The 20,964-nt window shown below is 71.2% G+C and carries 24 protein-coding genes and 1 pseudogene; 21 read left to right on the forward strand and 4 right to left on the reverse strand.

Annotation, left to right across the window (positions count from 1 at the left end; translation table 11 throughout):
- Nucleotides 1-32: 32 nt before the first annotated feature.
- The 4 genes from uraH (at nt 33) to VGW35_03405 (ending at nt 3,239) form a co-directional block, all read left to right on the forward strand.
- The gene (uraH, locus tag VGW35_03390; GenBank protein ID HEV8306686.1) at nt 33-377 is read left to right on the forward strand and encodes a hydroxyisourate hydrolase; all 345 of its coding nucleotides are present in this window, start codon (nt 33-35) and stop codon (nt 375-377) included.
- 146 nt (nt 378-523) lie between these two features.
- Nucleotides 524-1,552, forward strand: a complete 1,029-nt coding sequence (locus VGW35_03395) for an ABC transporter substrate-binding protein (protein ID HEV8306687.1) — start codon at nt 524-526, stop codon at nt 1,550-1,552.
- 27 nt (nt 1,553-1,579) lie between these two features.
- Nucleotides 1,580-2,449, forward strand: a complete 870-nt coding sequence (locus VGW35_03400; GenBank protein HEV8306688.1) for an ABC transporter permease — start codon at nt 1,580-1,582, stop codon at nt 2,447-2,449.
- A gap of 4 nt (nt 2,450-2,453) precedes the next feature.
- Entirely contained in the window at nt 2,454-3,239 is a 786-nt protein-coding gene (locus VGW35_03405; GenBank protein HEV8306689.1) for an ABC transporter ATP-binding protein, read from the forward strand.
- 20 nt (nt 3,240-3,259) lie between these two features.
- Here the strand turns inward: VGW35_03405 and VGW35_03410 are convergent, their stop codons facing one another.
- The 4 genes from VGW35_03410 to VGW35_03425 all read right to left on the reverse strand — a co-directional run bounded on the left by VGW35_03410 (nt 3,260) and on the right by VGW35_03425 (nt 5,704).
- Entirely contained in the window at nt 3,260-3,694 is a 435-nt protein-coding gene (locus VGW35_03410) for a TA system VapC family ribonuclease toxin (GenBank protein ID HEV8306690.1), read from the reverse strand.
- A complete protein-coding gene (locus VGW35_03415) occupies nt 3,691-3,936 on the reverse strand; it encodes a type II toxin-antitoxin system VapB family antitoxin (protein ID HEV8306691.1) in 246 nt (81 codons plus the stop codon). The genes VGW35_03410 and VGW35_03415 overlap by 4 nt, the downstream gene beginning before the upstream one ends.
- Before the next feature lie 84 nt (nt 3,937-4,020).
- Nucleotides 4,021-4,800, reverse strand: coding sequence for a CoA-transferase (locus VGW35_03420; protein ID HEV8306692.1), 780 nt, complete (start codon nt 4,798-4,800; stop codon nt 4,021-4,023).
- Nucleotides 4,790-5,704 (reverse strand): CoA-transferase, encoded by a 915-nt coding sequence (locus VGW35_03425; GenBank protein HEV8306693.1) that lies wholly within the window; start codon nt 5,702-5,704, stop codon nt 4,790-4,792. Before VGW35_03425 ends, VGW35_03420 begins: the two co-directional genes overlap by 11 nt.
- Before the next feature lie 114 nt (nt 5,705-5,818).
- On the opposite strand from VGW35_03425, the gene VGW35_03430 reads away from it, so the two are divergent.
- The 17 genes and pseudogenes from VGW35_03430 to VGW35_03510 all read left to right on the forward strand — a co-directional run bounded on the left by VGW35_03430 (nt 5,819) and on the right by VGW35_03510 (nt 20,943).
- Nucleotides 5,819-6,421 carry a TetR/AcrR family transcriptional regulator gene (locus VGW35_03430; GenBank protein HEV8306694.1) on the forward strand — a complete coding sequence of 201 codons (603 nt, stop codon included), beginning with the start codon at nt 5,819-5,821 and terminating at the stop codon, nt 6,419-6,421.
- 45 nt (nt 6,422-6,466) lie between these two features.
- Entirely contained in the window at nt 6,467-7,336 is an 870-nt protein-coding gene (locus VGW35_03435) for a branched-chain amino acid ABC transporter permease (GenBank protein HEV8306695.1), read from the forward strand.
- 13 nt (nt 7,337-7,349) lie between these two features.
- Nucleotides 7,350-8,201, forward strand: coding sequence for a branched-chain amino acid ABC transporter permease (locus VGW35_03440; GenBank protein ID HEV8306696.1), 852 nt, complete (start codon nt 7,350-7,352; stop codon nt 8,199-8,201).
- A 64-nt stretch (nt 8,202-8,265) separates the two neighbouring features.
- A complete protein-coding gene (locus tag VGW35_03445; protein HEV8306697.1) occupies nt 8,266-9,003 on the forward strand; it encodes an ABC transporter ATP-binding protein in 738 nt (245 codons plus the stop codon).
- Between the two features lie 4 nt (nt 9,004-9,007).
- Nucleotides 9,008-9,742 carry an ABC transporter ATP-binding protein gene (locus tag VGW35_03450; protein HEV8306698.1) on the forward strand — a complete coding sequence of 245 codons (735 nt, stop codon included), beginning with the start codon at nt 9,008-9,010 and terminating at the stop codon, nt 9,740-9,742.
- The gene (locus VGW35_03455; protein HEV8306699.1) at nt 9,739-11,274 is read left to right on the forward strand and encodes a benzoate-CoA ligase family protein; all 1,536 of its coding nucleotides are present in this window, start codon (nt 9,739-9,741) and stop codon (nt 11,272-11,274) included. Before VGW35_03450 ends, VGW35_03455 begins: the two co-directional genes overlap by 4 nt.
- Before the next feature lie 61 nt (nt 11,275-11,335).
- The gene (locus tag VGW35_03460) at nt 11,336-11,584 is read left to right on the forward strand and encodes a carboxymuconolactone decarboxylase family protein (protein HEV8306700.1); all 249 of its coding nucleotides are present in this window, start codon (nt 11,336-11,338) and stop codon (nt 11,582-11,584) included.
- 63 nt (nt 11,585-11,647) lie between these two features.
- Nucleotides 11,648-12,181 carry a carboxymuconolactone decarboxylase family protein gene (locus VGW35_03465; protein HEV8306701.1) on the forward strand — a complete coding sequence of 178 codons (534 nt, stop codon included), beginning with the start codon at nt 11,648-11,650 and terminating at the stop codon, nt 12,179-12,181.
- Between the two features lie 15 nt (nt 12,182-12,196).
- Complete coding sequence (locus VGW35_03470; GenBank protein ID HEV8306702.1) at nt 12,197-13,324, forward strand: reductive dehalogenase domain-containing protein; 1,128 nt, start codon at nt 12,197-12,199, stop codon at nt 13,322-13,324.
- A 66-nt stretch (nt 13,325-13,390) separates the two neighbouring features.
- Nucleotides 13,391-13,552, forward strand: a pseudogene (locus VGW35_03475) (ABC transporter substrate binding protein).
- 82 nt (nt 13,553-13,634) lie between these two features.
- The gene (locus VGW35_03480; protein HEV8306703.1) at nt 13,635-13,829 is read left to right on the forward strand and encodes a type II toxin-antitoxin system VapB family antitoxin; all 195 of its coding nucleotides are present in this window, start codon (nt 13,635-13,637) and stop codon (nt 13,827-13,829) included.
- Between the two features lie 84 nt (nt 13,830-13,913).
- Nucleotides 13,914-15,554 (forward strand): AMP-binding protein, encoded by a 1,641-nt coding sequence (locus VGW35_03485; protein ID HEV8306704.1) that lies wholly within the window; start codon nt 13,914-13,916, stop codon nt 15,552-15,554.
- A complete protein-coding gene (locus tag VGW35_03490) occupies nt 15,551-16,795 on the forward strand; it encodes an ABC transporter substrate-binding protein (GenBank protein HEV8306705.1) in 1,245 nt (414 codons plus the stop codon). The genes VGW35_03485 and VGW35_03490 overlap by 4 nt, the downstream gene beginning before the upstream one ends.
- 10 nt (nt 16,796-16,805) lie before the next feature.
- Nucleotides 16,806-17,054, forward strand: coding sequence for a carboxymuconolactone decarboxylase family protein (locus VGW35_03495; GenBank protein ID HEV8306706.1), 249 nt, complete (start codon nt 16,806-16,808; stop codon nt 17,052-17,054).
- 72 nt (nt 17,055-17,126) lie between these two features.
- Nucleotides 17,127-17,627, forward strand: a complete 501-nt coding sequence (locus tag VGW35_03500; GenBank protein ID HEV8306707.1) for a carboxymuconolactone decarboxylase family protein — start codon at nt 17,127-17,129, stop codon at nt 17,625-17,627.
- Nucleotides 17,624-20,071, forward strand: a complete 2,448-nt coding sequence (locus VGW35_03505) for a xanthine dehydrogenase family protein molybdopterin-binding subunit (protein HEV8306708.1) — start codon at nt 17,624-17,626, stop codon at nt 20,069-20,071. Before VGW35_03500 ends, VGW35_03505 begins: the two co-directional genes overlap by 4 nt.
- Nucleotides 20,068-20,943, forward strand: coding sequence for a xanthine dehydrogenase family protein subunit M (locus tag VGW35_03510; protein HEV8306709.1), 876 nt, complete (start codon nt 20,068-20,070; stop codon nt 20,941-20,943). Before VGW35_03505 ends, VGW35_03510 begins: the two co-directional genes overlap by 4 nt.
- The last annotated feature ends 21 nt before the right edge of the window (nt 20,944-20,964 follow it).

Raw genomic sequence — 20,964 nt, forward strand, 5'->3', positions numbered from 1 at the left:
CGCGTCCCGGCTCGCTTACCCTGGTTCCGGCTTTGCACATGATCACCACTCACGTCCTGGACACGTCGCGCGGACGCCCGGCGGACGGCGTGCCGGTGCGGCTCGACGCCCGAGACACGGCCGGCGTGTGGCGCGAGGTGGCGCGCGGTGTCACCGATGATGACGGCCGCTGCCGGGGGCTCGTGCCGGATGCATCGAAGCTGCTGCGCGGCGTCTATCGCCTCACGTTCGACGCCGGGCAGTATTTCGACCGCGCGCGTGTCCCGGCGTTCTATCCCGAAGTCACGGTCGTGTTCGAGATCCGGGATCCGGCCGAGCACCATCACGTGCCGCTGCTGCTCAGCCCGTACGGCTACTCGACGTATCGCGGAAGCTGAGGTGATGCTCACTTGGCGGTCGATCTCACGCCGTTCGGTGACGCGTGCATCCGATGTGCCACCTTGACCGCTTCCGGGCGGGGTTCCTATACTCGGAGCACCATCCCCGCCGAGACTCAGGGGCTCGACCCCCAGGAGGTTCGCCGATGACCAGCCGCTGGCTCCAGTCCGTCCTGACGACGACCGCCGTGGCCACCCTCGCCCTCGGCGCCAGCCTCACCGCACGAGCTCAGGGCGACGCGCTACGCGCGCCGCTCCCGGCGCCGGTCAAGGTGAAGCAGGGCATGCTGAACGTCCCGGCCCTCTCGCCCCTCTATCTCTTGCCCGACGAGGCGAAGAAATACAACATCCAGATCGAGACGATCATGTTCCAGCGCTTCGCCGATGAGCGGACGGCGCTCGCCTCGGGCGACCTCGACATCGCCGCGTTCGGGCCACAGGACATCTCGCTGGCCGCGAGCCAGGGGGTCAAGAGCCTGGTGGGGGTCGCGGGCGTCGGCTCGGGGAACGACTGCCTGATGATCCGCAAGGGCGAGGACATCAAGGCCTGGCCCGAGCTGTTGGGCAAAGGGATCGGCGTCGGCGCGGGCTCGATCTCATGGCTCAAGTTCACGGCCTCCGTGACCGAGAACGGCGTGGACTACCGGAAGCTCAAGATCGTCAACATCATGGGCGGCGGCGCGAGCTACCTCAAGGCGCTCCAGGCGAAGGAGATCGACATCGCCGTCGTCTGGCAGCCGTTCTGCGCCCAGGCGATCACCGAGGGCTGGGGGGCCTACCCGACCATCAACCACAACAACTCCAAGACCGTCGGCGGCCAGCTCGGCGTCTTCGCCGTCAACCGGGCGTTCCTGGACAAGCACCCCGACGCCGTCCAGCGGATCGTGATCGCGTACGTCGACACCCTCAAGCTCGCCCAGGGGAACATGGGCAAGTGGGCCGAGATCTACGCGCAGAAAGCGGGGCTTCCCCTGCCGGTGGCCCAGGAGTCGATCCGGATCACCAAGCTCGACTCGACGCTTCCGCTCGAGACCATCAAGCGGATGACCCGGTTCCTCGCCGAGACCGGGATCGTCCAGAAGGACATCTCGGGCGAGATCGCCCAGTTCTACACGTACGACTTCCTGGCGAAGGCCACGGGGAAGAGCCCGACCGAACTGGGGCTCAACCAGTAGGCCCGAGGCGAGCCCGGGCGGACATCGTTGGACGCGGCCACCCGAGCCGTTCCACGCCCCGACGTCGCCCCGCCCGCGCGCCCGGCGCCCGCGCCGGAGGGCCGCCGGCTGGGGCGGGTCGTCCTGGCCGGGCTCCTCCCGGCCGCGTTCATCGCGCTGTGGGCCGCGTCGGTCCGGTACCACTGGGTTCCGGAGGGGATCGTGCCGTCCCCATACCAGGTCGTCCGGTCGTGGCACGTCTGGATCGTCGGCGCCAGTGGCTTCACGCTCTCGCCCTACTCCGGGACCTGGCTCGACACCGTGCTCTTCTCGGGGCGCCGCGTCATCCAGGGCTTCGGCCTCGCCGCGGCCGTCGGGATCCCCCTCGGCATCCTCATCGGGTGGAACCGGCTCGTGCGGAACGTCGTGGACCCGTCGATCCAGATGCTGCGCCCGATCCCGATCACCGCGTGGCTCCCCTTCTCCATCGCGGTCTTCGGCATCTACGACGCCTCGGCGCTCTTCCTGATCGGGCTCGGCGCGTTCTACCCGATCGTGGTGAACACGACCCACGGCGTCCGGGACACGAGCCGCCTCCTGATCCGCGCGGCCCAGATGCTCGGCGCCGGCGAGGCGACGATCCTCTTCAAGGTCGTGTTCCCCTCGGCCTTGCCCGCGATCTTCACCGGGCTCCGGCTCGGCGTCGGGATCGCGTGGACCGCGGTGATCGTGGCCGAGATCGTGGCGGTCAAGTCCGGGCTGGGGTACGTCCTGTGGGACGCCTACTACGTGAGCCGCATGGACATCTGCGTGGCGGCGATGATCAGCGTCGGGATCCTCGGGTTCCTGTCGGACCGGATCATCTCCGCCGTCGCCCGCCGCCTCCTGCGGTGGCGGGCCCTCGAAGCGCACACCTGACCCCGTGGCTCAACAGGCGAAGGTCGTCCTCGAAGACGTCGCGAAGGAGTTCGCCACCGGCCGCCAGCCGGTCGTCGCGGTCGACGGGATCACCCTGACGATCCACGACCAGGAGTTCGCCTGCCTCCTCGGGCCCTCCGGCTGCGGCAAGTCCACCGTCCTCAACCTGGTCGCTGGCTTCGAGCGCCCGACGCGTGGGCGGGTCGCGGTCGGCGGCGTGTCGGTCACGCGGCCGGGGCCCGACCGCGCCGTGGTCTTCCAGGAGCCCGCGCTGTTCCCGTGGCTGTCGGTGCTCGACAACATCACCTTCGGGCCCAAGACCCAGGGGCAAGCCGCGGAGCTCTACCAGCCGCTCGCCCGCCAGTACGTCGACCTCGTCGGTCTCACCGGCTTCGAGGGTCGTTACCCGGCCGAGCTGTCCGGCGGCATGAAGCAACGGGTCGGGATCGCCCGGGTGCTCGTGCTCCGTCCGGCGGTGCTCTTGATGGACGAGCCCTTCGGCGCGCTCGACGCCCAGACGCGGAGCCTCATGCAGGAGCTGCTCCTCCGGGTCTGGGAGCAGGCGCACCAGACCGTGCTCTTCATCACCCACGACGTGGAGGAGGCGCTCCTCCTCGCCGACACGGTCTACGTCATGACGGCCCGCCCGGGGCGGGTCAAGCGACGGCTCCGGGTGGACCTGCCGCGCCCGCGGACCCTCGAGGAGACGACGTCGGCGACGTTCAACGCGCTGAAGCGCGAGGTCCTGGCCTTGATCCGCGAGGAAAGTCTCAAGGCCGCCCGCGCCTGACGCGGGCCACCCGCACCCGCTCACGTCACCAGAGGGTTGCGCACGGTCAGGTCCGGGAAGCGCCCGAAATCTCGGTCTGCGGTCCACAGCTCGCGCACCCCGTGGAGACGGCAGAGCGCGGCGACGCGGGCGTCGTGTACCTGGGCGCCGACCACGCGGCCGGTCTCGACCGCTACTCGGAGGGCAGGCCAGTACCGTTCGGCTTCGGCCAGCAGGACCAGGCTCGGGGCCTCGAGCCAGGCCTCGACTTGATCAAGCGCCGCGGCCAGAGGGCTCGGCGGGGCGAAGATCCTCGGGTGCGTCACGATGGCCAGGAACTCGTGCAGGCACGGCCACGGGATCGCCCAGGGGGCGCGTCCCTCGGCCAGCTCTGCCAGGCGGGTGTAGGCGGGCTCGTGCCAAGGCGAGTCCTCGCGGTGGGCGTAGACGAGAAGGTTCGTGTCGACGGCGATCACGCCCCTCGGCCTTCGTAGGCCGTGTCACGCATGCGGCCCCAGGGCGCACCGACGAAGTCTGGCTGGAGCCCCTGACCCTTGAAGGTGGCCCTCCGCAGCCGGAAGTCGGCGGCCCCCTTACGCTCGGCAAGCAGCCGGCGCAGGCCTTCCTCCACCAGCGCCCTGACGGTCGTGCCCTCCCGGGCGGCCAACCGCCGTGCCTCCTCGAGGAGCGAGTCGGGAATCTCCACGGTTGTCTTCATATGGGTAGATGTATCATGAGAGACGGCTAGATGTCAACCCCGTGAGACAGCCGTCTGACGCGCCGAGGGTCGACCCAGGGCGTCTCAGCCCCGCTCGCGGGTCCAGAACCCGTCCGGGTCGAAGCGGCGGATAACCGCCAGCTCCTCGGCCGTCGGGGCCGGCGTCTCGGTCACCGGGGGCGCGCAGGCCAGCGACCAGCCGGTCTGGGCCCGGACCTGGGCCACGGTCACGCCCGGATGGGTGCTGGCCAGGGCCATCTCCCGCGTCGCCGGATCGAACCGGAAGACGCCGAGCGTCGTGATCACGGCCGCCGGCCCTCCGCCGGGCAGCCCGACCCGCCCCCGCCAGTCGCCGCCCTCGCCGAACCCGGGCGAGGTGACATAATCCACGCGCTCGACGAAGCGCCGCCGCTGGTGGGTCATGATGATGACGTGGCGCCGCGCGAGGCACGCGATGTCCCCGCCCCCGCCCGACCCCGGCAGGCGCGTCAGGCGATCCGGTGGCCCCACGTAGCCGGTGTTCAGGTTGCCGAAGCGATCGATCTGGGCGCCGCCGATGAAGCCGAGATCGACGCGCCCGGCCTGGAGGAGCCCCATGATGTCCCGCATCTCGGTGCACCAGAGGGCGCCGGCGACGTTGGGGCCGTCCGAGATCGTCACCACGAAGTCGCGGGCCGGGCTGTCGCGGACGACGCCGTTCTCGAAGAGGCCGATCGCGGAGGGCGCGTGGGTCGAGCGCGCCAGGCAGAAGGCGAGGATCGGCAGCCGCATCCCGACGAAGACCACCTCGCCGTCGTGGATCTCCCGGGCGGCGACGGCGACCATCAGCTCGCCGGGCGTGTAGTGGAGCGCCTCAGAACCCATAGTCCACGGGAGCCGCGAGCTGAGAGGTCTTCGGGCGCAGGGCCCCGAGCCGCGCCGGCCCGAGCTTCGCCAGGTAGCCCGCGTGATCGCCGACATCCACCACCCACTCGTGGAGCCAGGCCCGCGTGCCGTCGAGAGTCGCCGAGCGCCCGTGGTAGTCGGTATAGACGGCGTGGTCGCGGTTGTAGTGGCCCTGGACCGGCGAGGGGTGCGCGCCCCAGGGCAGATGTACCACCGCGCTCACCAGGAACCCCGGCACCAGCGTGCGGTTGGGATCGCTGCGGATCACCTCGGGCGGAACCAGCTCCTCGCAGATCACGACGACGGCCCGGCTCGCCTTGGCCGCCGCCGCCGTGACGCCGGAAGCGCCCCAGGCGTGGCAGCTCCCGTCGGCGTCGGCGCGCTGGACGTGGAGGATCGCCACGTCCGGCACCAGCGCCGGCACCAGGACGAGGGGCTGGCCGGTGAACGGGCAGGGCAGCTGGCGGAGGCGCGCGTTCCTGGCGAGGATGTCCGTGCCGAGCAGGGTGCGGGTCGGCACGTACGGCACCCCCAGGGCGGCGGCCTCGAGCGAGAGCGCCAGGGTGAAGTTCGAGTGGTCTTCGACGTCGATCGGGTGCGGGATGCCCTGTTCAACCGCCCGCCGGAAGCCGTAACCCGACCCGTGCTGGACGTTGCCGACCCACGAGGCCACCACGCGGCGAGCGCAGCCGGCGGCGATGAGCTGATCGAAGCAGACGTCCGAGATGGGGCCGATCAGCGTGAGATCCCGCCGGCGCTGGCGGATCAGCTCGTGCGCCGCCGCGAACGGGATGAGCGCTTCGAGGGCGGTTCCGAGCACGATGGCGGCGCCGTCCGGCACGTGGCGCGCCATCGCATCACGGAGGGGGACGACCTTGCTCACGTCAGGATTCTACCGCGGCTCGCCGAGTCGCCGGCGGCGGCCGCGCCCGGGGCTTGACCGGGCGGCCGTTCTCGCGCTAGAAGGAACCTACCGAACGTTTGGTAGAGAGAGCCCGTGGCCCGTCACGAGGACATCCTGGAGCGGGCGGCCGAGGTCTTCAACGAGCTCGGCTACCGGGGCGCCTCCGTCGAGGAGGTGGCCCGCCGCGTCGGGCTGCGCAAGGGCAGCCTCTACCACCACGTCAAGAGCAAGGAGCAGCTCCTCGCCGAGGTCCTGCTGCGCGGCATGGAGCTCCTCCGGAGGGGCCTCCCCGGCGCCGACGACGCGCGCCTCTCTCCGGGCGAGAAGATCCGGGCGGCCATCGCCTTCCACCTCGACTGGATGGCGACCGAGCCCCACGTCACCGGCGTGTTCCTCCGCGAGCTGCCCAGCCTTCCGCCGCGCCTCCGCCGGCGTCTGATGGGGGAGATCGAGGAGTTCGAAGCCCGGTGGCGCGCCCTGGTGCGGGAAGGGGTGGCGGCCGGCGCCCTCCGGGCGGACCTGGATCCGGACGTCACCGTCTACGCGATCCTGGGGCTCGTGAACTCGGTCCACCGGTGGTACCGACCGGACGGCCGCCTCTCCATGAAGCGGATCGCCGAGCAGTGCGCCGACCTCGTGCTCGACGGCCTGCGGCCCCGCGCGGACGGCATTCCGCCACGGGCCCGACACCGGTGACCGACGGCCCGGGCCCCCGGCGGAACGGACGCTGAGCGGCCCTCGATGCTGCTGCAGCAGCTCGTCAACGGCCTGATGCTGGGATCGAGCTACGCGCTCATCGGGGTGGCGTTCACCCTCCTCCTCGGCATCTTCGACATGCTGAACATCGCCATCGGCGAGGTCTTCATGCTGGGCGCCTTCTTCGGCCTGACCCTCGTCGCCGCCGGGGTGCCCTTCCTGCCGGCCCTCCTCGTCGCCATGGTCCTCGCGGGACTCGTGAACCTCGTCGTCGAGCGCTTTGCCTTCCGGCCCCTCCGCGGGACGCCCCCCGTGATCCCGCTGCTGAGCAGCATCGGCTTCTCGATGCTGCTCCAGGACACCGCCGTCAACATCTGGGGGTCGGAGCGGACCCAGTTTCCCCCCTCGATGCGCGTCGTCACCTTCGAGCTCGGCCCCGTCCTGGTCTCGTCCGTCCAGCTCGCCATCCTGGGCACGGCCGTCGTCCTGATGGTCACTCTCCACCTGCTGGTGCAACACACCAAGATCGGGCGCGGGATGCGCGCGGTGGCCGAGAGTCCCGACACGGCGAGCCTCCTCGGCGTCGACGCCGGTCGCGTCATCGTCGCGACGTTCTTCGTCTCCGGAGCCCTGGCCGGGGCGGCCGGGATCCTGGTCGGGCTCACGTTCTCGGTCGTCTCACCGTTCATCGGGATCGAGATCGGCCTCAAGGGCGTGGCCGCCATGGTGGTCGGCGGGGCCGGCAACCTCCAGGGCGCGATGCTGGCCGGGCCCCTCCTGGGGATCGCCGAGGTGCTGAGCGTGGCCTACCTGGGGGCGGCGTACCGGGACGTCGTCGTCTACGGGCTCCTCATCCTGACCCTGGTCGCACGGCCCCAGGGGCTCCTCGGCGCAGTCGAGCGCGCCCGCGTCTGAGCGCCCGGCGACCATGCTGAGCGATTATCAGCAGACCCTGCTCCTCCTGACCGGCATCAACGTCCTGCTCGGGTGGAGCGCCTACCTCCCCCTGGCCACCGGACAGCTGTCGCTCGGCAACGCGGGCTTCATGGCGGTCGGCGCCTACGCCGCCTCGCTCCTCACCGTCCAGCCCCGATGGCCGCTCCTCCCCGCCCTGGTGGCCGGGGCCCTCCTGGCCGGGGCCCTCGGCCTCCTGGTCGGCTTCCCGGCCCTCCGGCTCCGCGGCATCTATCTGGCGATCGCCACCCTCGGCTTCGGCGAGATCGTGCGCACGTTCTTCCTCAACTTCGAGCCGACGGGCGGGCCCATGGGGATGCGCGGCATGAGCGGGACCACCCCGGGGCTCGTGTGGGCCTGGGTGGGCCTCTGCGGGCTCGGCCTCTTCGCCCTCGCCCACTCACGCCTCGGCCTGGCCCTCGACGCCGTCCACGACGACGAGGTGGCGGCCGAGCTCAGCGGCCTCGACATCACCGCGCTCAAGGTAGGCGCCTTCGGCGCCGGCGCCGCGCTGGCCGGACTGGGTGGCGGCCTCTACGCGCACTACATCCTGTTCATCGAGCCGGGGACGTTCAACTTCCTCGAGTCGATCACGATGATCCTCTTCGTCCTGCTCGGCGGGATGCGCACCTTCTGGGGCACGCTGATCGGCGCCGCCGTGTTCACCATCCTGCCCGATCTGCTGCGAGGGCTCCAGGACTGGCGCGGCGCCTTCTTCGGCGCCCTGCTGGTGGCCATCCTCATCGTCCGCCCGTGGGGACTCCTGCCGCGGGAGACCCTGCGGATCCCCCTTCGCCGCCTGGCCGGCGCCGGTGAGAGGCCCTGACGGAATTGATGCGTGACGTGGCCGTGCCGGCACGACGAGAAGCAGCAGCCTGCTGCTCATAACGATGCTGGAAGTCCGCGGGGTCTCGAAGCAGTTCGGCGGCCTCCAGGCGGTCTCCACTCTCACGCTCACGGTGCCGGCCGACGAGATCACGGGTCTGATCGGCCCCAACGGCGCGGGGAAGACCACGGTCTTCAACCTCATCACCGGCCTCTACCGGCCCTCGGAGGGCTCCATCCGGTTCGAGGGCACCGAGCTCCGCGGGCGGCGCCCCCATGCCATCGCGCGCCTGGGGATCGCGCGGACCTTCCAGACCGCCCGGCTCTTCCGGACGATGAGCGTGTGGGAGCACGTGCTGGTGGGGCAGCATCACCGGGCCGGGCGCGGCCCGGGGCTCTGGTGGGGCGGCCCGCGGACCCGCGCGCTCTTCGCCGAGGCGCGCGAGCCCCTCGAGCTGATGGGGCTCTGGGCCCAGCGCGAGCTGCCGGCGCTGGCCCTCTCCTACGGGGACCAGCGGCGGCTCGAGATCGCGCGGGCGCTCGCGGCCCGGCCGCGGCTCCTGCTCCTGGACGAGCCATCGGCGGGGATGAACCCGGCCGAGTCCGAGGCCCTCGTCCGGACCCTCGAGAAGGTCCGGGCGTCCGGGGTGACGCTCCTGCTGATCGAGCACGACATGTCGGTGATCATGACCCTGTGCGACCGCGTGGCCGTGCTGAACTTCGGCCGGAAGATCGCCGAGGGGAGTCCGGCCGAGGTGCAGGCGGATCCCGGAGTCCTCGAGGCCTATCTCGGGCGGGACTGACGCCGTGCTCCAGGTGAGCGCTCTCCGATCCGGATACGGGCAGGCCGAGGTGCTGAAGGGCGTGTCGATCGAGGTGCGGCAAGGGGAAATCGTGACCCTCATTGGCGCCAACGGGGCCGGTAAGACGACCCTCCTCAAGACGCTGGCGGGTCTGCTTCCGACCCGCGGCGGCCGCGTCACGTACGACGGCGAGCCGATCGAGCGCCTCCCGCCCCCCGTCCGGGTCCGCCGGGGCCTGATCCTCGTCCCCGAGGGCCGCGGCATCCTCCAGCGGATGACGGTGCGGGAGAATCTCCAGATGGGCGCCTACGCCCGTCCCGCGAGGGCCGACGTCGAGGCCGACCTCGCGGCAGTGGTCCGGCGGTTCCCCGTCCTGGCCGAGCGCGCGACCCAGCCGGCCGGCACCCTCTCGGGCGGGGAGCAGCAAATGCTGGCCATCGGCCGGGCGCTCATGGCCCGCCCTCGGCTCCTGATGGTCGACGAGCCGTCGCTCGGGCTCGCGCCGCTGCTCGTCCGGGAAATCATGCGGATCCTCGCCGAGCTGCGCGCCCGGGGGATCACGATCCTGCTGGTGGAGCAGAACGCGCGCCAGGCCCTCCAGCTCGCCGACCGCTGCTACATCCTGGCCTCCGGCCAGATCGTCGCCGGCGGGGAGGCGCGGGCGATGCTGGCGAGCCCCGAGGTGCAGGCCGCCTACCTCCGGGGCGCCGTCGCCGAGGGTTCGAGGACGCGCCCGTGAACCTGGCGAGCCTCCTCGTCGATACCCACGTCGCGGAGGGCCGCGGCGCGCGGCCCGCCGTCGTCTGCGACGGACGGTGCCTCAGCTATGGCGAGCTGCTCGTGCTGGTGAATCAGACGGGCGGGGTCCTGCGCGCGCTCGGTGTCGAGCCAGAGCAGCGCGTGGCGCTCCTGCTGCCCGACGGGCCGGAGTTCATCGCGGCCTTCCTCGCGACCGCGAAGATCGGGGCGGTCGCCGTACCGTGCAACACGCTCCTCAAGGCGGACGAGCTGGCCTTCATCCTGAATCACAGCCGCGCCCGCGTCGTGGTGGCGCATGAGGCGACCGCGGGGGAGCTGCGCCGGGCCCGCCCGACGCTCCGGGCGCTGCGCCACGTGGTCGTGGTCGGCGCCCCCGGCCCGGGCGAGCGCGCGTACGCGGAGGCCGTCGCCGCGGCGCCGTCGACGCTCGATCCCGAGCCGGTGGATCCGGACGACGCCGTCCTGTGGGCGTACAGCTCCGGCAGCACCGGCGTCCCGAAGGCCGCGGTCCACTCCCACGAGACCCTCGCGGTGGCGAGCCGCCTCTTCCCGGACGACGTCCTCCAGATCGGGCCGGCGGACCGGTCCCTGGCCGTGCCGAAGCTGTTCTTCACCTTCGGGCTGGGGGCGAGCCTCTACATCCCGCTGCGGGCGGGCTCCACGGTCATCCTCAATCCGCGCCCGCCGGCGGCGGAAGGCATCCTCGAACTCATCGACCGCGAGCGCCCCACGCTCTTCTACGCGGTCCCCACCCATTACGTTCGCATGCTGGCGGCGCCTGATGCGGGGCGGCGCTTCGACCTCTCCTCGCTCCGGCTCTGCTTCGCCGGGGGCGAGCCGCTGGCTCCCGACGTCTACCGGCGCTGGCGGGAGACCTTCGGGCTGGAGATTCTGGAGGTGCTCGGCTCGAGCGAGGCGCTGTTTCTCTACCTCTGCAACCGCCCGCGGCGGGCCCGGCCGGGCAGCGTCGGCCGGCCCATGCCCGGCTATTCGCTTCGGCTGGTCGACGGCGACGACCACGACGTCCCGGTCGGCGAGCCGGGGACCCTCGCCATCCAGGGCCCCACCCTCTTCCACCACTATGCCCGGCGGCCCGACCTGACCCGGCGGGCCTTCCGGGGCCCGTGGTTCCTCACCGGAGACCAGTTCCGCCAGGACGAGGACGGCTACTACTGGTTCCTCGGGCGCACCGACGACATGCTGCGGGTGGCGGGAACGTGGGTCTCGCCGGCCGAGGTCGAAGCCGTGCTGATGGCCCACCCCGCCGTGTTCGAGTGCGCGGTCGTCGGCGCCCCCGACGGTCAGGGCACCACGCGCCCCAAGGCCTACGTCGTGCCGCAGCCGGGGAACGCCTCGGCCGACGACGCCCTCCGCGCCGAGCTCGTGGCCTTCGCCCGGGAGCGGCTCGCCGCCTACAAGGTGCCCCGGTGGGTGGAGTTCGTGACCGACCTCCCCAAGACCGCGACCGGCAAGACACAACGCTTCAAGCTCCGCGCGAGCTCTCCGCCATGATGTCCCGGGCGCTCCCGCTCGCCCTGGCGGTCGGTCTCGGCGTGTGAGCGGAGAGGATCGCATGGAAACTGTGAGGATCAGTCCGGCCGAGGAATTCCCTCCGGACATGCAGCGCATGTTCGAGGGGGTGAAACGCTGGTTCGGCATGCCGTTCGTGCCGAAGATGAACCGCGTCACGGCCTGGGATCCCCACTTCTGGGCCGGCTTCGGCCGATGCGGCAAGCGGGCCATGGCCGACGGCGCGCTCCCCCGCGACTTGAAGGAGATGATCGCCGTGGCGATCAGCGCCGTGAACGCGTGCGACTACTGAGTCGTCGGCCACACGGCAGCCGGGAAGCTGCTGGGACGGACCGAGGACGCCGTCTGGTACGAGGTGGCCTATCTGGTGGGGGCCGTGCACGGGATGAACGGGGTGGCGGACGGCCTGCGCATCCCGCTGGACTTCACGCCGGACCCGACCCGGGTCCCGCTGATGCCGCTGGTCGATCCGGCCGCGGCCGAGGGGCCGGTCAAGACGCTCTTCGACGAGATCGCCGTGTTCTTCGCGATGCCCACCCCCCCGAACCTCTACCGGGTGCTGGCCTGGGACCCCGGGTACGCGGGGGACCAGTGGCGCTATGTCCGCTATCTGTTCTCCGATGGCCAGCTCGACCGTCTGTCGAAGCACGTCGTCGCGCTGGCCGCGTCGATGGCGGCGCGGTCGGCCTACGGCATCGACTTCCACCATCGCGAGACCCGGCGCCTCGGGCTATCCGACGAGGCGATGCGAGAGGTGGTCTTCGTCACCGAGCAGTTCAACGCGGTGAACAAGATCGGCGCCTGCCTCCAGCTCGAGCCCGACATGCAGGCGGGGCTCAGCCGGCCCGGGCGAGCCGCGGGCGGCGGCGCGGCGCCCGAGTCGCCCTGAGCAGGAAGGAGCGCGATGGCCAGGCGAGTGTCCGAGCCGACGACCCGGGTGGTGGGGCCGCTGCGGCGCATCGACCAGCGGCAAGAGCTCCATACGCAGGCGGCCATCGGGGGCCTGGGCCCGCGCGTTCAGGAGCGGTGGACGTCCGAGTCGGTCGACCCTTTCCGCCGCATCTTCTACCCTGAGACACGCCCGCAGAACGTCCCCATGCGGTCCTGGCGCGACATCGCCGACGGGCCGGTGAACCCGAAGCGGGTCGAGGTCAAAAACCCCGCGCGGATGGCCGAGATCATCAAGGGAGTGGCGCGCTTCCTGGGCGCCGACCTCGCCGGCATCTGCCGGCTCAACCCGGCCTGGGTCTTCACCCACCACGGCCTCCGGATCGACTTCCACAAGGGCAAGGCCGGCCAGCCGGTCGAGCTCCGGCACGCGTATGCCATCGCGCTCGGTCTCGAGATGGACCATGCCAACTTCGCCAACTCCCCCGACTTCATCGACAACGCCGCCGTGGGCAAGGGGTACCTCGAGGCCGCCAAGGTGGCGGTGTCCCTGGCCGCCTGGATCCGGGAGATCGGCTGGCCGGCCAAGGCCCACTTCTTCATCAGTGAGGAGGTCATCCACATCCCCATCGCCGTGGAGGCCGGCCTCGGGGAGCTGGCGCGGAACGGGTCCGTCATCACCCGGGAATTCGGGCCCCGGGTGCGCTTCGCCACGGTGACGACCGATCTGCCGCTGGCCGTGGACGCCCCGATCGACATCGGCGTCCAGGCGATGTGCACGGACTGCAACAAGTGCGCGGTGAACTGCCCGGCCCAGTGCATTCCGTACGGACCCAAGGTGATCGAGCACAACGTCGAGAAGTGGGCCCTCGACAACAAAGCGTGCATGACCTTCTGGGTCGCCAATCGCGAGCGCTTCAACGACTGCGCGCGCTGCATCACCACCTGCCCCTGGAACCTGCCGAATACCTGGTGGGCTCGCGTCGTGACCTGGGGCATTCCCCGGTGGCGCTGGTGGCGGAAGGGGCTGGTCTTCATCGACGACCTGATCCGGGGGAAGAAGCCGAACCCGACGCGCCGCTGGCTCTACTACAAGGCGCCGGGCCCCAAAGAGGGGTGGACGATCCCCCCGGTGATCGAGTAGAGGCGTGGAGAAGCGGAATCGCGCTTCTTCCCGTGAGCGGGCCTCCGTTCGGGCCGAACTGGAGGTGCGACCTACGTCGACAGGATCCTGAAGGGCGCCAAACCCGCCGACCTGCCTGTGGAGCAGCCCAGGGAGTTCGAGCTGGTCGTCAACCTCAAGACTGCGAAGGCTCTCGGTCTCACGATTCCGCAGTCGGTCCTCCTCCGGGCGGACGGGGTGCTCCAGTAGGGCCGGCGAACCTTGACCGTCTGAGGAGTATCTGTAAGAGTGTGTGCGACGTCGGGGCTCTCGAGGAGAGAATATGCTGCTGATGAGTCTTTCCATCGACGACAAATTGCTCCAGCAAGCCATCCGGCTCGGAGGACATCGAACCAAGCGGGCGACGATCAAAGAGGCGCTGCAAGAATACATTCAGCGTCGCAAGCGTCTCCGGGCTCACGCGGCCTTCGGGACGATCGACTTCGATCCGAAATACGACTACAAACGGGCCCGTAGGAAGCGGTGATCTTTCTCGCAAGGTCGGCGAGCATGGTAGCGCACAACCGTTGGGTCGCGTCTCGGGTCGGCTGACCGGGTCCAACGCTGCCCGATGCCGCTCATCGTCCCGAGGCCGATCCCGCCCGAGGTGGCCCGCGTGTACCGGGCCCAGGGGTGGTGGCTCGACCTGACGCTCACGGACGTGCTCCGCCGGCACGCGGCGGCCCGGCCGGGGGCGCCGGCCGTCATCGCGGCCGATCGCACGCTCACCTTCGCCGACCTGGAGCGCGAGAGCGCGCGGGTGGCCGCCGGCCTGGCCGCCCTCGGCGTCGGACGCGGAGACGTGGTGTCGTGCCAGCTCGCCAACGTGCCGGAGTTCCTGATCCTCCACCACGCGGCCGCCCGGCGCCGGGCCATCTTCAATCCGATTCACCTCGCCTATCGGACCGCCGAGGTGGAGTCGATCCTGCGCTTCGCCGAGAGCCGGGTGCTGGTCGTGGGTCCGCCGCACCGCGGATGGAGCTTCGCGGAGATGGCACGCGGGCTCCGGGCGCGGCTGCCCGCGCTCCGGCACGTCGTGATGGTGGGCGAGGCCGACCGGCCCGACGTGCTCCCCTTCGAGACGCTCCGGGCGGGTGACGCGCACGCCGCCGAAGGTTCGGCCCACCCGGACGACGCCTTCCTGCTCCTCTTCACCTCCGGCACCACGGCGAGTCCCAAGGCCACGCTGCACACCCACCGCCTGCGGATGGGAGCGGCCCGGGCGAGCGGCGAGGCCATCGGGTTCCGCCCGACGGATCGAGTGGTGTCCATCGCCCGCTTCAGCCACATGTGGGGAATCTTCGCCTACTGGATGGCGCTCGGGGCCGGCGCGGCCCAGGTGCTCCTGGAGCACTTCTCCCCGGACGGGTTCCGGGACGTGGCCGGCCGGTGCCACGCCACCGTCGCCATCGGCGCGCCTCCCCACGCGGCCGACCTGCTCGCCTCGATCCCGGCGGGTGGACGGGCGCTCCCGGGCCTCCGCCTCTTCGCCCTCTCCGGGAGCGTCTGTGCCCCCGCGCTCGTCCGCGCGCTCCGCGACACCCTGAGATGCGCGCCCCTGATGCTCTGGGGCATGACGGAGACCGCCGCGGGCCTCTTCACCCGGCCGGACGATCCGCCCGACGTGATCGAGCAGACGGTGGGCCGCCCGGCGCCGGGGTGCACGGTGGGCGTCCTCGACGACGCGGGCCGAGCCCTGCCTGCGGCCACGGAGGGCGAGCTCGTGATCCGGAGCCCCTTCGTGTTCGAGGGCTACGTGAACAACCCCGAGGCGACGGCCGCGAGCTTCACGGCGGAGGGCTGGTTCCGCACGGGAGACCTGGCGAGCCTCGACCAGACGGGCCGCGTCCGCATCCTCGGGCGGCGCACCGAACAGATCAACCGGGGCGGCGTGAAGTTCCACCCCGGCGACGTGGAGGATGTCCTCCTCCGCCATCCCGCGGTTCAGATGGCGGCCCTGGTCGGGATGCCCGATGCCCGCCTCGGCGAGCGCAATTGCTGCTTCGTGGTGCCCCGGCCCGGCGCGCCTGCCCTCACCCTGACGGACCTCACGGCCGCGCTGGCCGAAGCCGGGATCGCCAAGTTCAAGTGGCCCGAGCGCCTGGAGGTGGCTGACGCGCTTCCTCTCACGCCGACCGGTAAAGTCCAGCGTGCCCTGTTGCGGGAGCGCCTTCGTCAACAGCTCGATGTCCAATGGAGGGTCGACCCATGATGAGCCGTCGCGACCACCCCGCCGCCCTCTGGACGCGCCGCCAGGCACTGGCCGGCCTCGGGAGCGGAGTCGCCCTCGCCTCCCTGCCCCGCGTGCTCTCGGCTCAGGCTCGGCTGGCCGGCGCGGAGGTGAAGCTGGGCGCCGCCTTCCCTCTCACCGGCATCTGGTCCGAGTGGGGCAAGAAGGACAAGGTCGCCCTCGACATGGCCGTCGAGGAGATCAACGCCGCTGGCGGCGTGGGGGGGGTCCCCGTGCGCTACGCCATCTACGACACGGCGAGCAAGCCGCCCGACGCGGCCGCCCTGGTGCGACGCCTGGCCAGCGACGACAAGGTCCTCGCCATCCTCGGGCCGTTCTCGAGCTCGGAGTGTGAGGTCGCCTTCCCCGTCGGCGTCCAGCTCAAGATCCCCATGATCGCCCAGGCCTCCTCCAAGCCCGGCATCGGCGCCGCGAACCGCCCCTGGGCGTTTCGGATGAACGTCGACGAGGGGCGCATGGCCCAGCCGGCCGTGAAGTTCTGGGTCAAGCACTACTCCGTGAAGACCGCCGCCGTCGTCCACGACGTCAAGGACGCTGTCGGGCAGATCCTGGGCTCGCGCGTGCTCCCGGCGGTGGCCAAGCAGAACGGCGTCGCCCTGGTCAACGAGGGCGATTTCGTCACCTTCCAGACCAAGGACATCGACTTCAGCCCCCAGGTCACGAAGCTCCGGGGCCTCCGGTTCGACGGGCTGATCTTCGGTGGGGCGTTCCCGGACGCCATCAACTTCGTGAAGGAGGCGCGGCGGCAGGGCTTGCGCCAGCCCATCGTGGGCGGCAACCCCCTGATGCACGAGAACTTCGCCCGCAACACCGGCGAGGCGGGCGAGGGCGTGGTGGCCCCCACCCCGTGGAACCCGTCGCTCCCCGACGAGCGCGTCCAGGCCTTCGTCCGGAAGTTCGCCGAGCGGGCGCAGGCGGCGGGACTCCCGCCGACGCCCGAGATGGTGAACGTGAACGTCTACGAGACCGTGTCTCTCCTCAAGGACATCGTCGAGCGGAAGGGGGCGACGAACCGGCCGGAGGACCTCGCCCGGGATCGCGAGCGGATCATGCAGGGCCTCACGGAGACCGCGTCGTTCCCGGGGCTCGCCGGCAAGTTCGGGTTCAACCAGGAGGGCGACGGCGTCAAGGACGTGTATGTCATGATGGTCAAGAACGGCCGGTGGGCCCAGGTCGACTTCGCGCCCGCCCAGGCCCGATGAGGAGGCCCCGATGGAGATCGTACGCATCCCCGAAGTCCACGAGCTCGAGCCGGAGGACCAGCGGTTCATGGAGGCCACCAAGGCCTGGTTCAAGATCGACTTCGTCCCGAAGATGAGCCGCGTGCTCCGGACCATCCCCGAGTTCGGGCGCCCCTACAACCGGGCCGGACGGCGCGCCATGCAGGACGGGGCGCTCACCCGGGGCCAGAAGGAGCTGATCGCGGCGACGGTGAGCGCCATCAACGTGTGCGAATACTGAACGGTCGCCCACAGCGCAGCCGGGAAGCTGCAAGGCTTCGGTGACGACCTGATCTGGTACGAGCTCGCGTACGTGGCCGGGGTGACCCACGGGCTCAACTCGGTCGCCGACGGCCTCCGCCTCCCGCTCGACTTCTCGCCATCCTCCCGCGTCCCGCTCGGGCCGCTGGCCGACCCGGACAGCGCCTCGCCCGAGGTCGAGGCGACCTTCCACGACATCAAGACCTTCTACGCAATGGACCGGCCGCCGGCCGTGTTTCGGTGGCTGGCCCGGGATCCCGGCTTCCTCAAGGACTACTGGGGGGCCACGCGGGAGGCCTTCGTGGACCGGAAGCTCGATCGGCTGACCAAGGAGATCCTGGCGCTGGCCGCCTCGCTCACCGCCAAGTCGGACTACGGCGTCGATCTCCACCTCCGCGAGGTCCGGCGGCTGGGACTCTCGGAGCAGGGCCTCACCGAGGCGGTCGAGACCGTCCAGCTGTTCAACACGGTGACCAAGATCGCCGACGCCCTCCAGCTCCAGCCCGACTTCGACCCGCAGCCGTCTCCGGCGGCCGGGCCCGGCGGCGCGTGACGACGACCGGGCGCGCGGTCGGGCAGCCCCTGAAGCGCGTGGAGGACGCGCGCCTCCTGGCGGGCAAGGGCACCTTCATCGATGACCTTCCGTTCCACAACCTCCACCACGCCGCGATCCTGCGCTCGCCCCACGCCCACGCCCGCATCGGCGCCATCGACGGTTCGGCGGCGCTGAAGGCGCCGGGCGTGGTCGGGATCGTGACCGGCGAGGATGCCGAGCGCCTGACCCGCCCGTTCTCGGTCGGAGTGACGACGCCGGCCCGCTACTACTGCCTGGCCGTCGGCAAGGCGCGCTTCGTCGGCGAGCCGGTGGCGGTCGTCGTGGCCCGGAGTCGCTACCTCGCCGAGGATGCCCTCGACCTGATCCGGGTGGAGTACGAGCCGCTCCCCGCCGTGGTCGACCCCGAGCAGGCCCTCGCGCCCGAAGCGCCCGTCCTCCACGACGCCGTCGGCACGAATCTCGCGTGCCACCGCCACCTGGTCTACGGCGACCCGGAGCGCGCCTTCCGGGAGGCGGACGTGGTGATCAGCGAGCGCTTCCGCTTCCCCAAGTTCTCCTCGACGCCGATCGAGACCTACGGGATCGTGGCGAGCTTCGACCCGGGGAGCGGCGTCCTGACCGTCTGGTCGAACTTCATGGGCCCGTTCATCATGCATCCCCTGGTGGCGCGAGCCCTCGGCGTCCCCGAGAACCGGCTCCGGTTCATCGTCCCGCCCGACATCGGGGGGAGCTTCGGCATCAAGACCAGCATGTATCCCTACCTCGCCCTCCTGGGCCTCACGGCCATGCGGACGGGGGTGGCCGTCAAGTGGATCGAGGACCGGCGTGAGCACCTCCTCGCGGCCTCCAGCGGCACCGACCGCGTCGCCTATCGCGACCTGGCGGCGAAGAAGGACGGCACCGTGCTGGCCATGCGGAACCGCTGGTTCGACAACGTCGGGGGGTACATCCGGAGCCCCGAGCCCGGCTGCAGCTTCCGGCCCATCGGGAACTGGGTCGGGCCCTACCGGTTCCAGCACCTCGAGGTCGACGCCTCGGTGGTGATGACCAACAAGTGCCCGACCGGCCCGAACCGCGGCTACGCCTGCGGCCACCTCTACTTCGAGACCGAGCGCATGATGGATCTCCTGGCCGAGCGCCTCGGCCTCGACCCGGCGGAGGTGCGCCGCCGGAACTTCATCCAGCCCGGGGAGTTCCCGTACCGCACGCCCACCGGCGGCCTCTACGACTCCGGCGACTATCCGGCCGCCTTCGCGAAGGCGCTCGAGCTCGCGCGCTACACCGAGCTGCGGCGCGAGCAGGCCCGGGCCCGCGCGGAGGGGCGCCTGTTCGGCATCGGCCTGGCGGTGTGCGTGGACCCCTCGGTCTCGAACATGGGCTACGTGACGATCGCCCTCGACCCGCAGTTCCGGGCCAAGCCCGAGTACCTCCCGAAGTCCGGCGCCATCGAATCGGCCACCTGCAAGATCGACCCGCTGGGGAAGGTCCTCGTGATCATGAACAGCACGCCCCAGGGCCAGGGCCACCAGACGATCGTCGGCCAGATCGTCGCCGACGAGCTGGGGATCGCACCCGACGAGGTGCAGGTGGTCGACGAGATGGATACCTTCACCCGCGTCTGGGGAATCTCGTCGGGGACGTACTCGAGCCGCTTCGGCTCCGTGGGGACGAGCGCCGCCGCCCTCGCCGCCCGGAAGCTCAAGGCGAAGCTCGTCCAGTACGGCGCCCACCTCATGAGCCTGCCGGCCGACGGCCTGGAGGTGCGCGACGGGATGGTGACGCCGAAGACGGGCACGGGCCCGTCGTACTCGCTGAAGGACATGGCCGGACGGGCCCACTGGCACACCGAGTCGCTCCCCGACGGCATGGAAGCCGGGCTCCAGGCCACCGCCGTCTTCAGCTTCCCCCAGGCCGACGCCCCCGACCTCCAGGACCGCGTCAACTCGTCGAACACCTACGGCTTCATCGCCGAGGTCATGGCCGTCGAGGTGGACCCGGAGACGGGCGCCGTGAAGATCCTCCGCTACGTGACCGTCCACGACGCCGGGACGATCATCAACCCGATGATCGCCGAAGGCCAGATCTACGGCGGCGCGCTCCACGGGCTCGGCGGCGCGCTCTACGAGGAGCTCGCCTACGACCAGGACGGCCAGCTCCTGACGGGGACGTTCATGGATTACCTGGTCCCCACCGCCAGCGAAGCGCCGACGCTCGACATCGCCCATGTGGTCTCGCCGTCCCCGTTCACCACGCTCGGCGCCAAGGGCCTCGGGGAAGCCAGCTCGATGACCGCCCCGGCGGTGGTGGCCAACGCGGTGAGCGACGCCCTGGCGCCGCGGGGCCTTCGGATCCGCGAGCTGCCGGTCACTCCGACGCGTCTCTGGGAGCTGCTCGAGACCGCGCCGGGAGGCCGTGCCGGTGGCGCGGCGGCCCGGACATGAAACCGCCCCCGTTCGAATACCACGCGCCGCGCTCGCTCGAGGAGGCGCTCACGCTGCTCCAGGGCTACGGGGAGGAGGCCAAGCTCCTGGCCGGCGGGCAGAGCCTGGTGCCGCTCCTGAACTTCCGGCTGGCGCGTCCGGCCGCCCTCGTGGACCTCAACCGGATCCCCTCTCTCGCCGGGATCCGCGAGGAGGACGGCCGCCTCCGGATCGGGGCGATGACCCGCCAGCGCACCCTCGAGTTCGCGCCGCTCGTCCGGGATCGCCTGCCGCTCCTCCAGGAGGCGACGACCCTGGTCGGCCATCTGCCGATCCGCACCCGCGGCACCATCGGCGGGAGCCTGGCCCATGCGGATCCCGCCGCCGAGTATCCGGCGGTGGTGGCGGTGCTGGATGGCGAGCTCGTCGTGCGCGGCCCGGCGGGTGAGCGGATCCTTCGTCCCGCCGAGTTCTTCGTGAGCTATCTCACGACCGCGCTCCGGCCGGACGAGGTGCTGGTCGAGGTCCGGCTCCCGATGGCCCCGGCGGGGAGCGGGTCCGCCTTCGAGGAGTTCAGCCGCCGCGCCGGAGACTTCGCCATCGTCGCCATCGCCGCCCTGGTCCAGGCCGACGGCGACCGCTGCCACCTGGCGCGACTCGCGGCGGCCGGGGCCGGCCCCACCCCGATCCGGCTGCAGGCGGCCGAGGAGATCCTCGAGCGTGACGGGCTCTCGGACCGGACCCTCCAGGCGGCGGCCGAGCGGGCCGCCGAGCTGGTCGAGCCGGAGAGCGACATCCACGCCTCGGCGGCGTACCGCCGCCAGCTCACGCGCGTCCTGACGCGGCGGGCGCTGCTCCGTGCGCGCGCGCGCAGCCAGGGCAACCCGACATGAGTGAGCCCGGGCCGGACCCGA

The sequence above is a fragment of the Candidatus Methylomirabilota bacterium genome (genome assembly GCA_036005065.1).
In the GTDB taxonomy this organism is placed as follows: domain Bacteria; phylum Methylomirabilota; class Methylomirabilia; order Rokubacteriales; family DASRDR01; genus DASYQW01.

Coding starts and splice junctions, on each gene's coding strand:
- VGW35_03395 (HEV8306687.1), top strand. CDS start 524: ATGACCAGCCGCTGGCTCCAGTCCGTCCTGACGACGACCGCCGTGGCC.
- VGW35_03415 (HEV8306691.1), bottom strand. CDS start 3,936: ATGAAGACAACCGTGGAGATTCCCGACTCGCTCCTCGAGGAGGCACGG.
- VGW35_03420 (HEV8306692.1), bottom strand. CDS start 4,800: ATGGGTTCTGAGGCGCTCCACTACACGCCCGGCGAGCTGATGGTCGCC.
- VGW35_03435 (HEV8306695.1), top strand. CDS start 6,467: ATGCTGCTGCAGCAGCTCGTCAACGGCCTGATGCTGGGATCGAGCTAC.
- VGW35_03440 (HEV8306696.1), top strand. CDS start 7,350: ATGCTGAGCGATTATCAGCAGACCCTGCTCCTCCTGACCGGCATCAAC.
- VGW35_03445 (HEV8306697.1), top strand. CDS start 8,266: ATGCTGGAAGTCCGCGGGGTCTCGAAGCAGTTCGGCGGCCTCCAGGCG.
- VGW35_03460 (HEV8306700.1), top strand. CDS start 11,336: ATGGAAACTGTGAGGATCAGTCCGGCCGAGGAATTCCCTCCGGACATG.
- VGW35_03470 (HEV8306702.1), top strand. CDS start 12,197: ATGGCCAGGCGAGTGTCCGAGCCGACGACCCGGGTGGTGGGGCCGCTG.
- VGW35_03480 (HEV8306703.1), top strand. CDS start 13,635: ATGAGTCTTTCCATCGACGACAAATTGCTCCAGCAAGCCATCCGGCTC.
- VGW35_03485 (HEV8306704.1), top strand. CDS start 13,914: ATGCCGCTCATCGTCCCGAGGCCGATCCCGCCCGAGGTGGCCCGCGTG.
- VGW35_03490 (HEV8306705.1), top strand. CDS start 15,551: ATGATGAGCCGTCGCGACCACCCCGCCGCCCTCTGGACGCGCCGCCAG.
- VGW35_03495 (HEV8306706.1), top strand. CDS start 16,806: ATGGAGATCGTACGCATCCCCGAAGTCCACGAGCTCGAGCCGGAGGAC.
- VGW35_03510 (HEV8306709.1), top strand. CDS start 20,068: ATGAAACCGCCCCCGTTCGAATACCACGCGCCGCGCTCGCTCGAGGAG.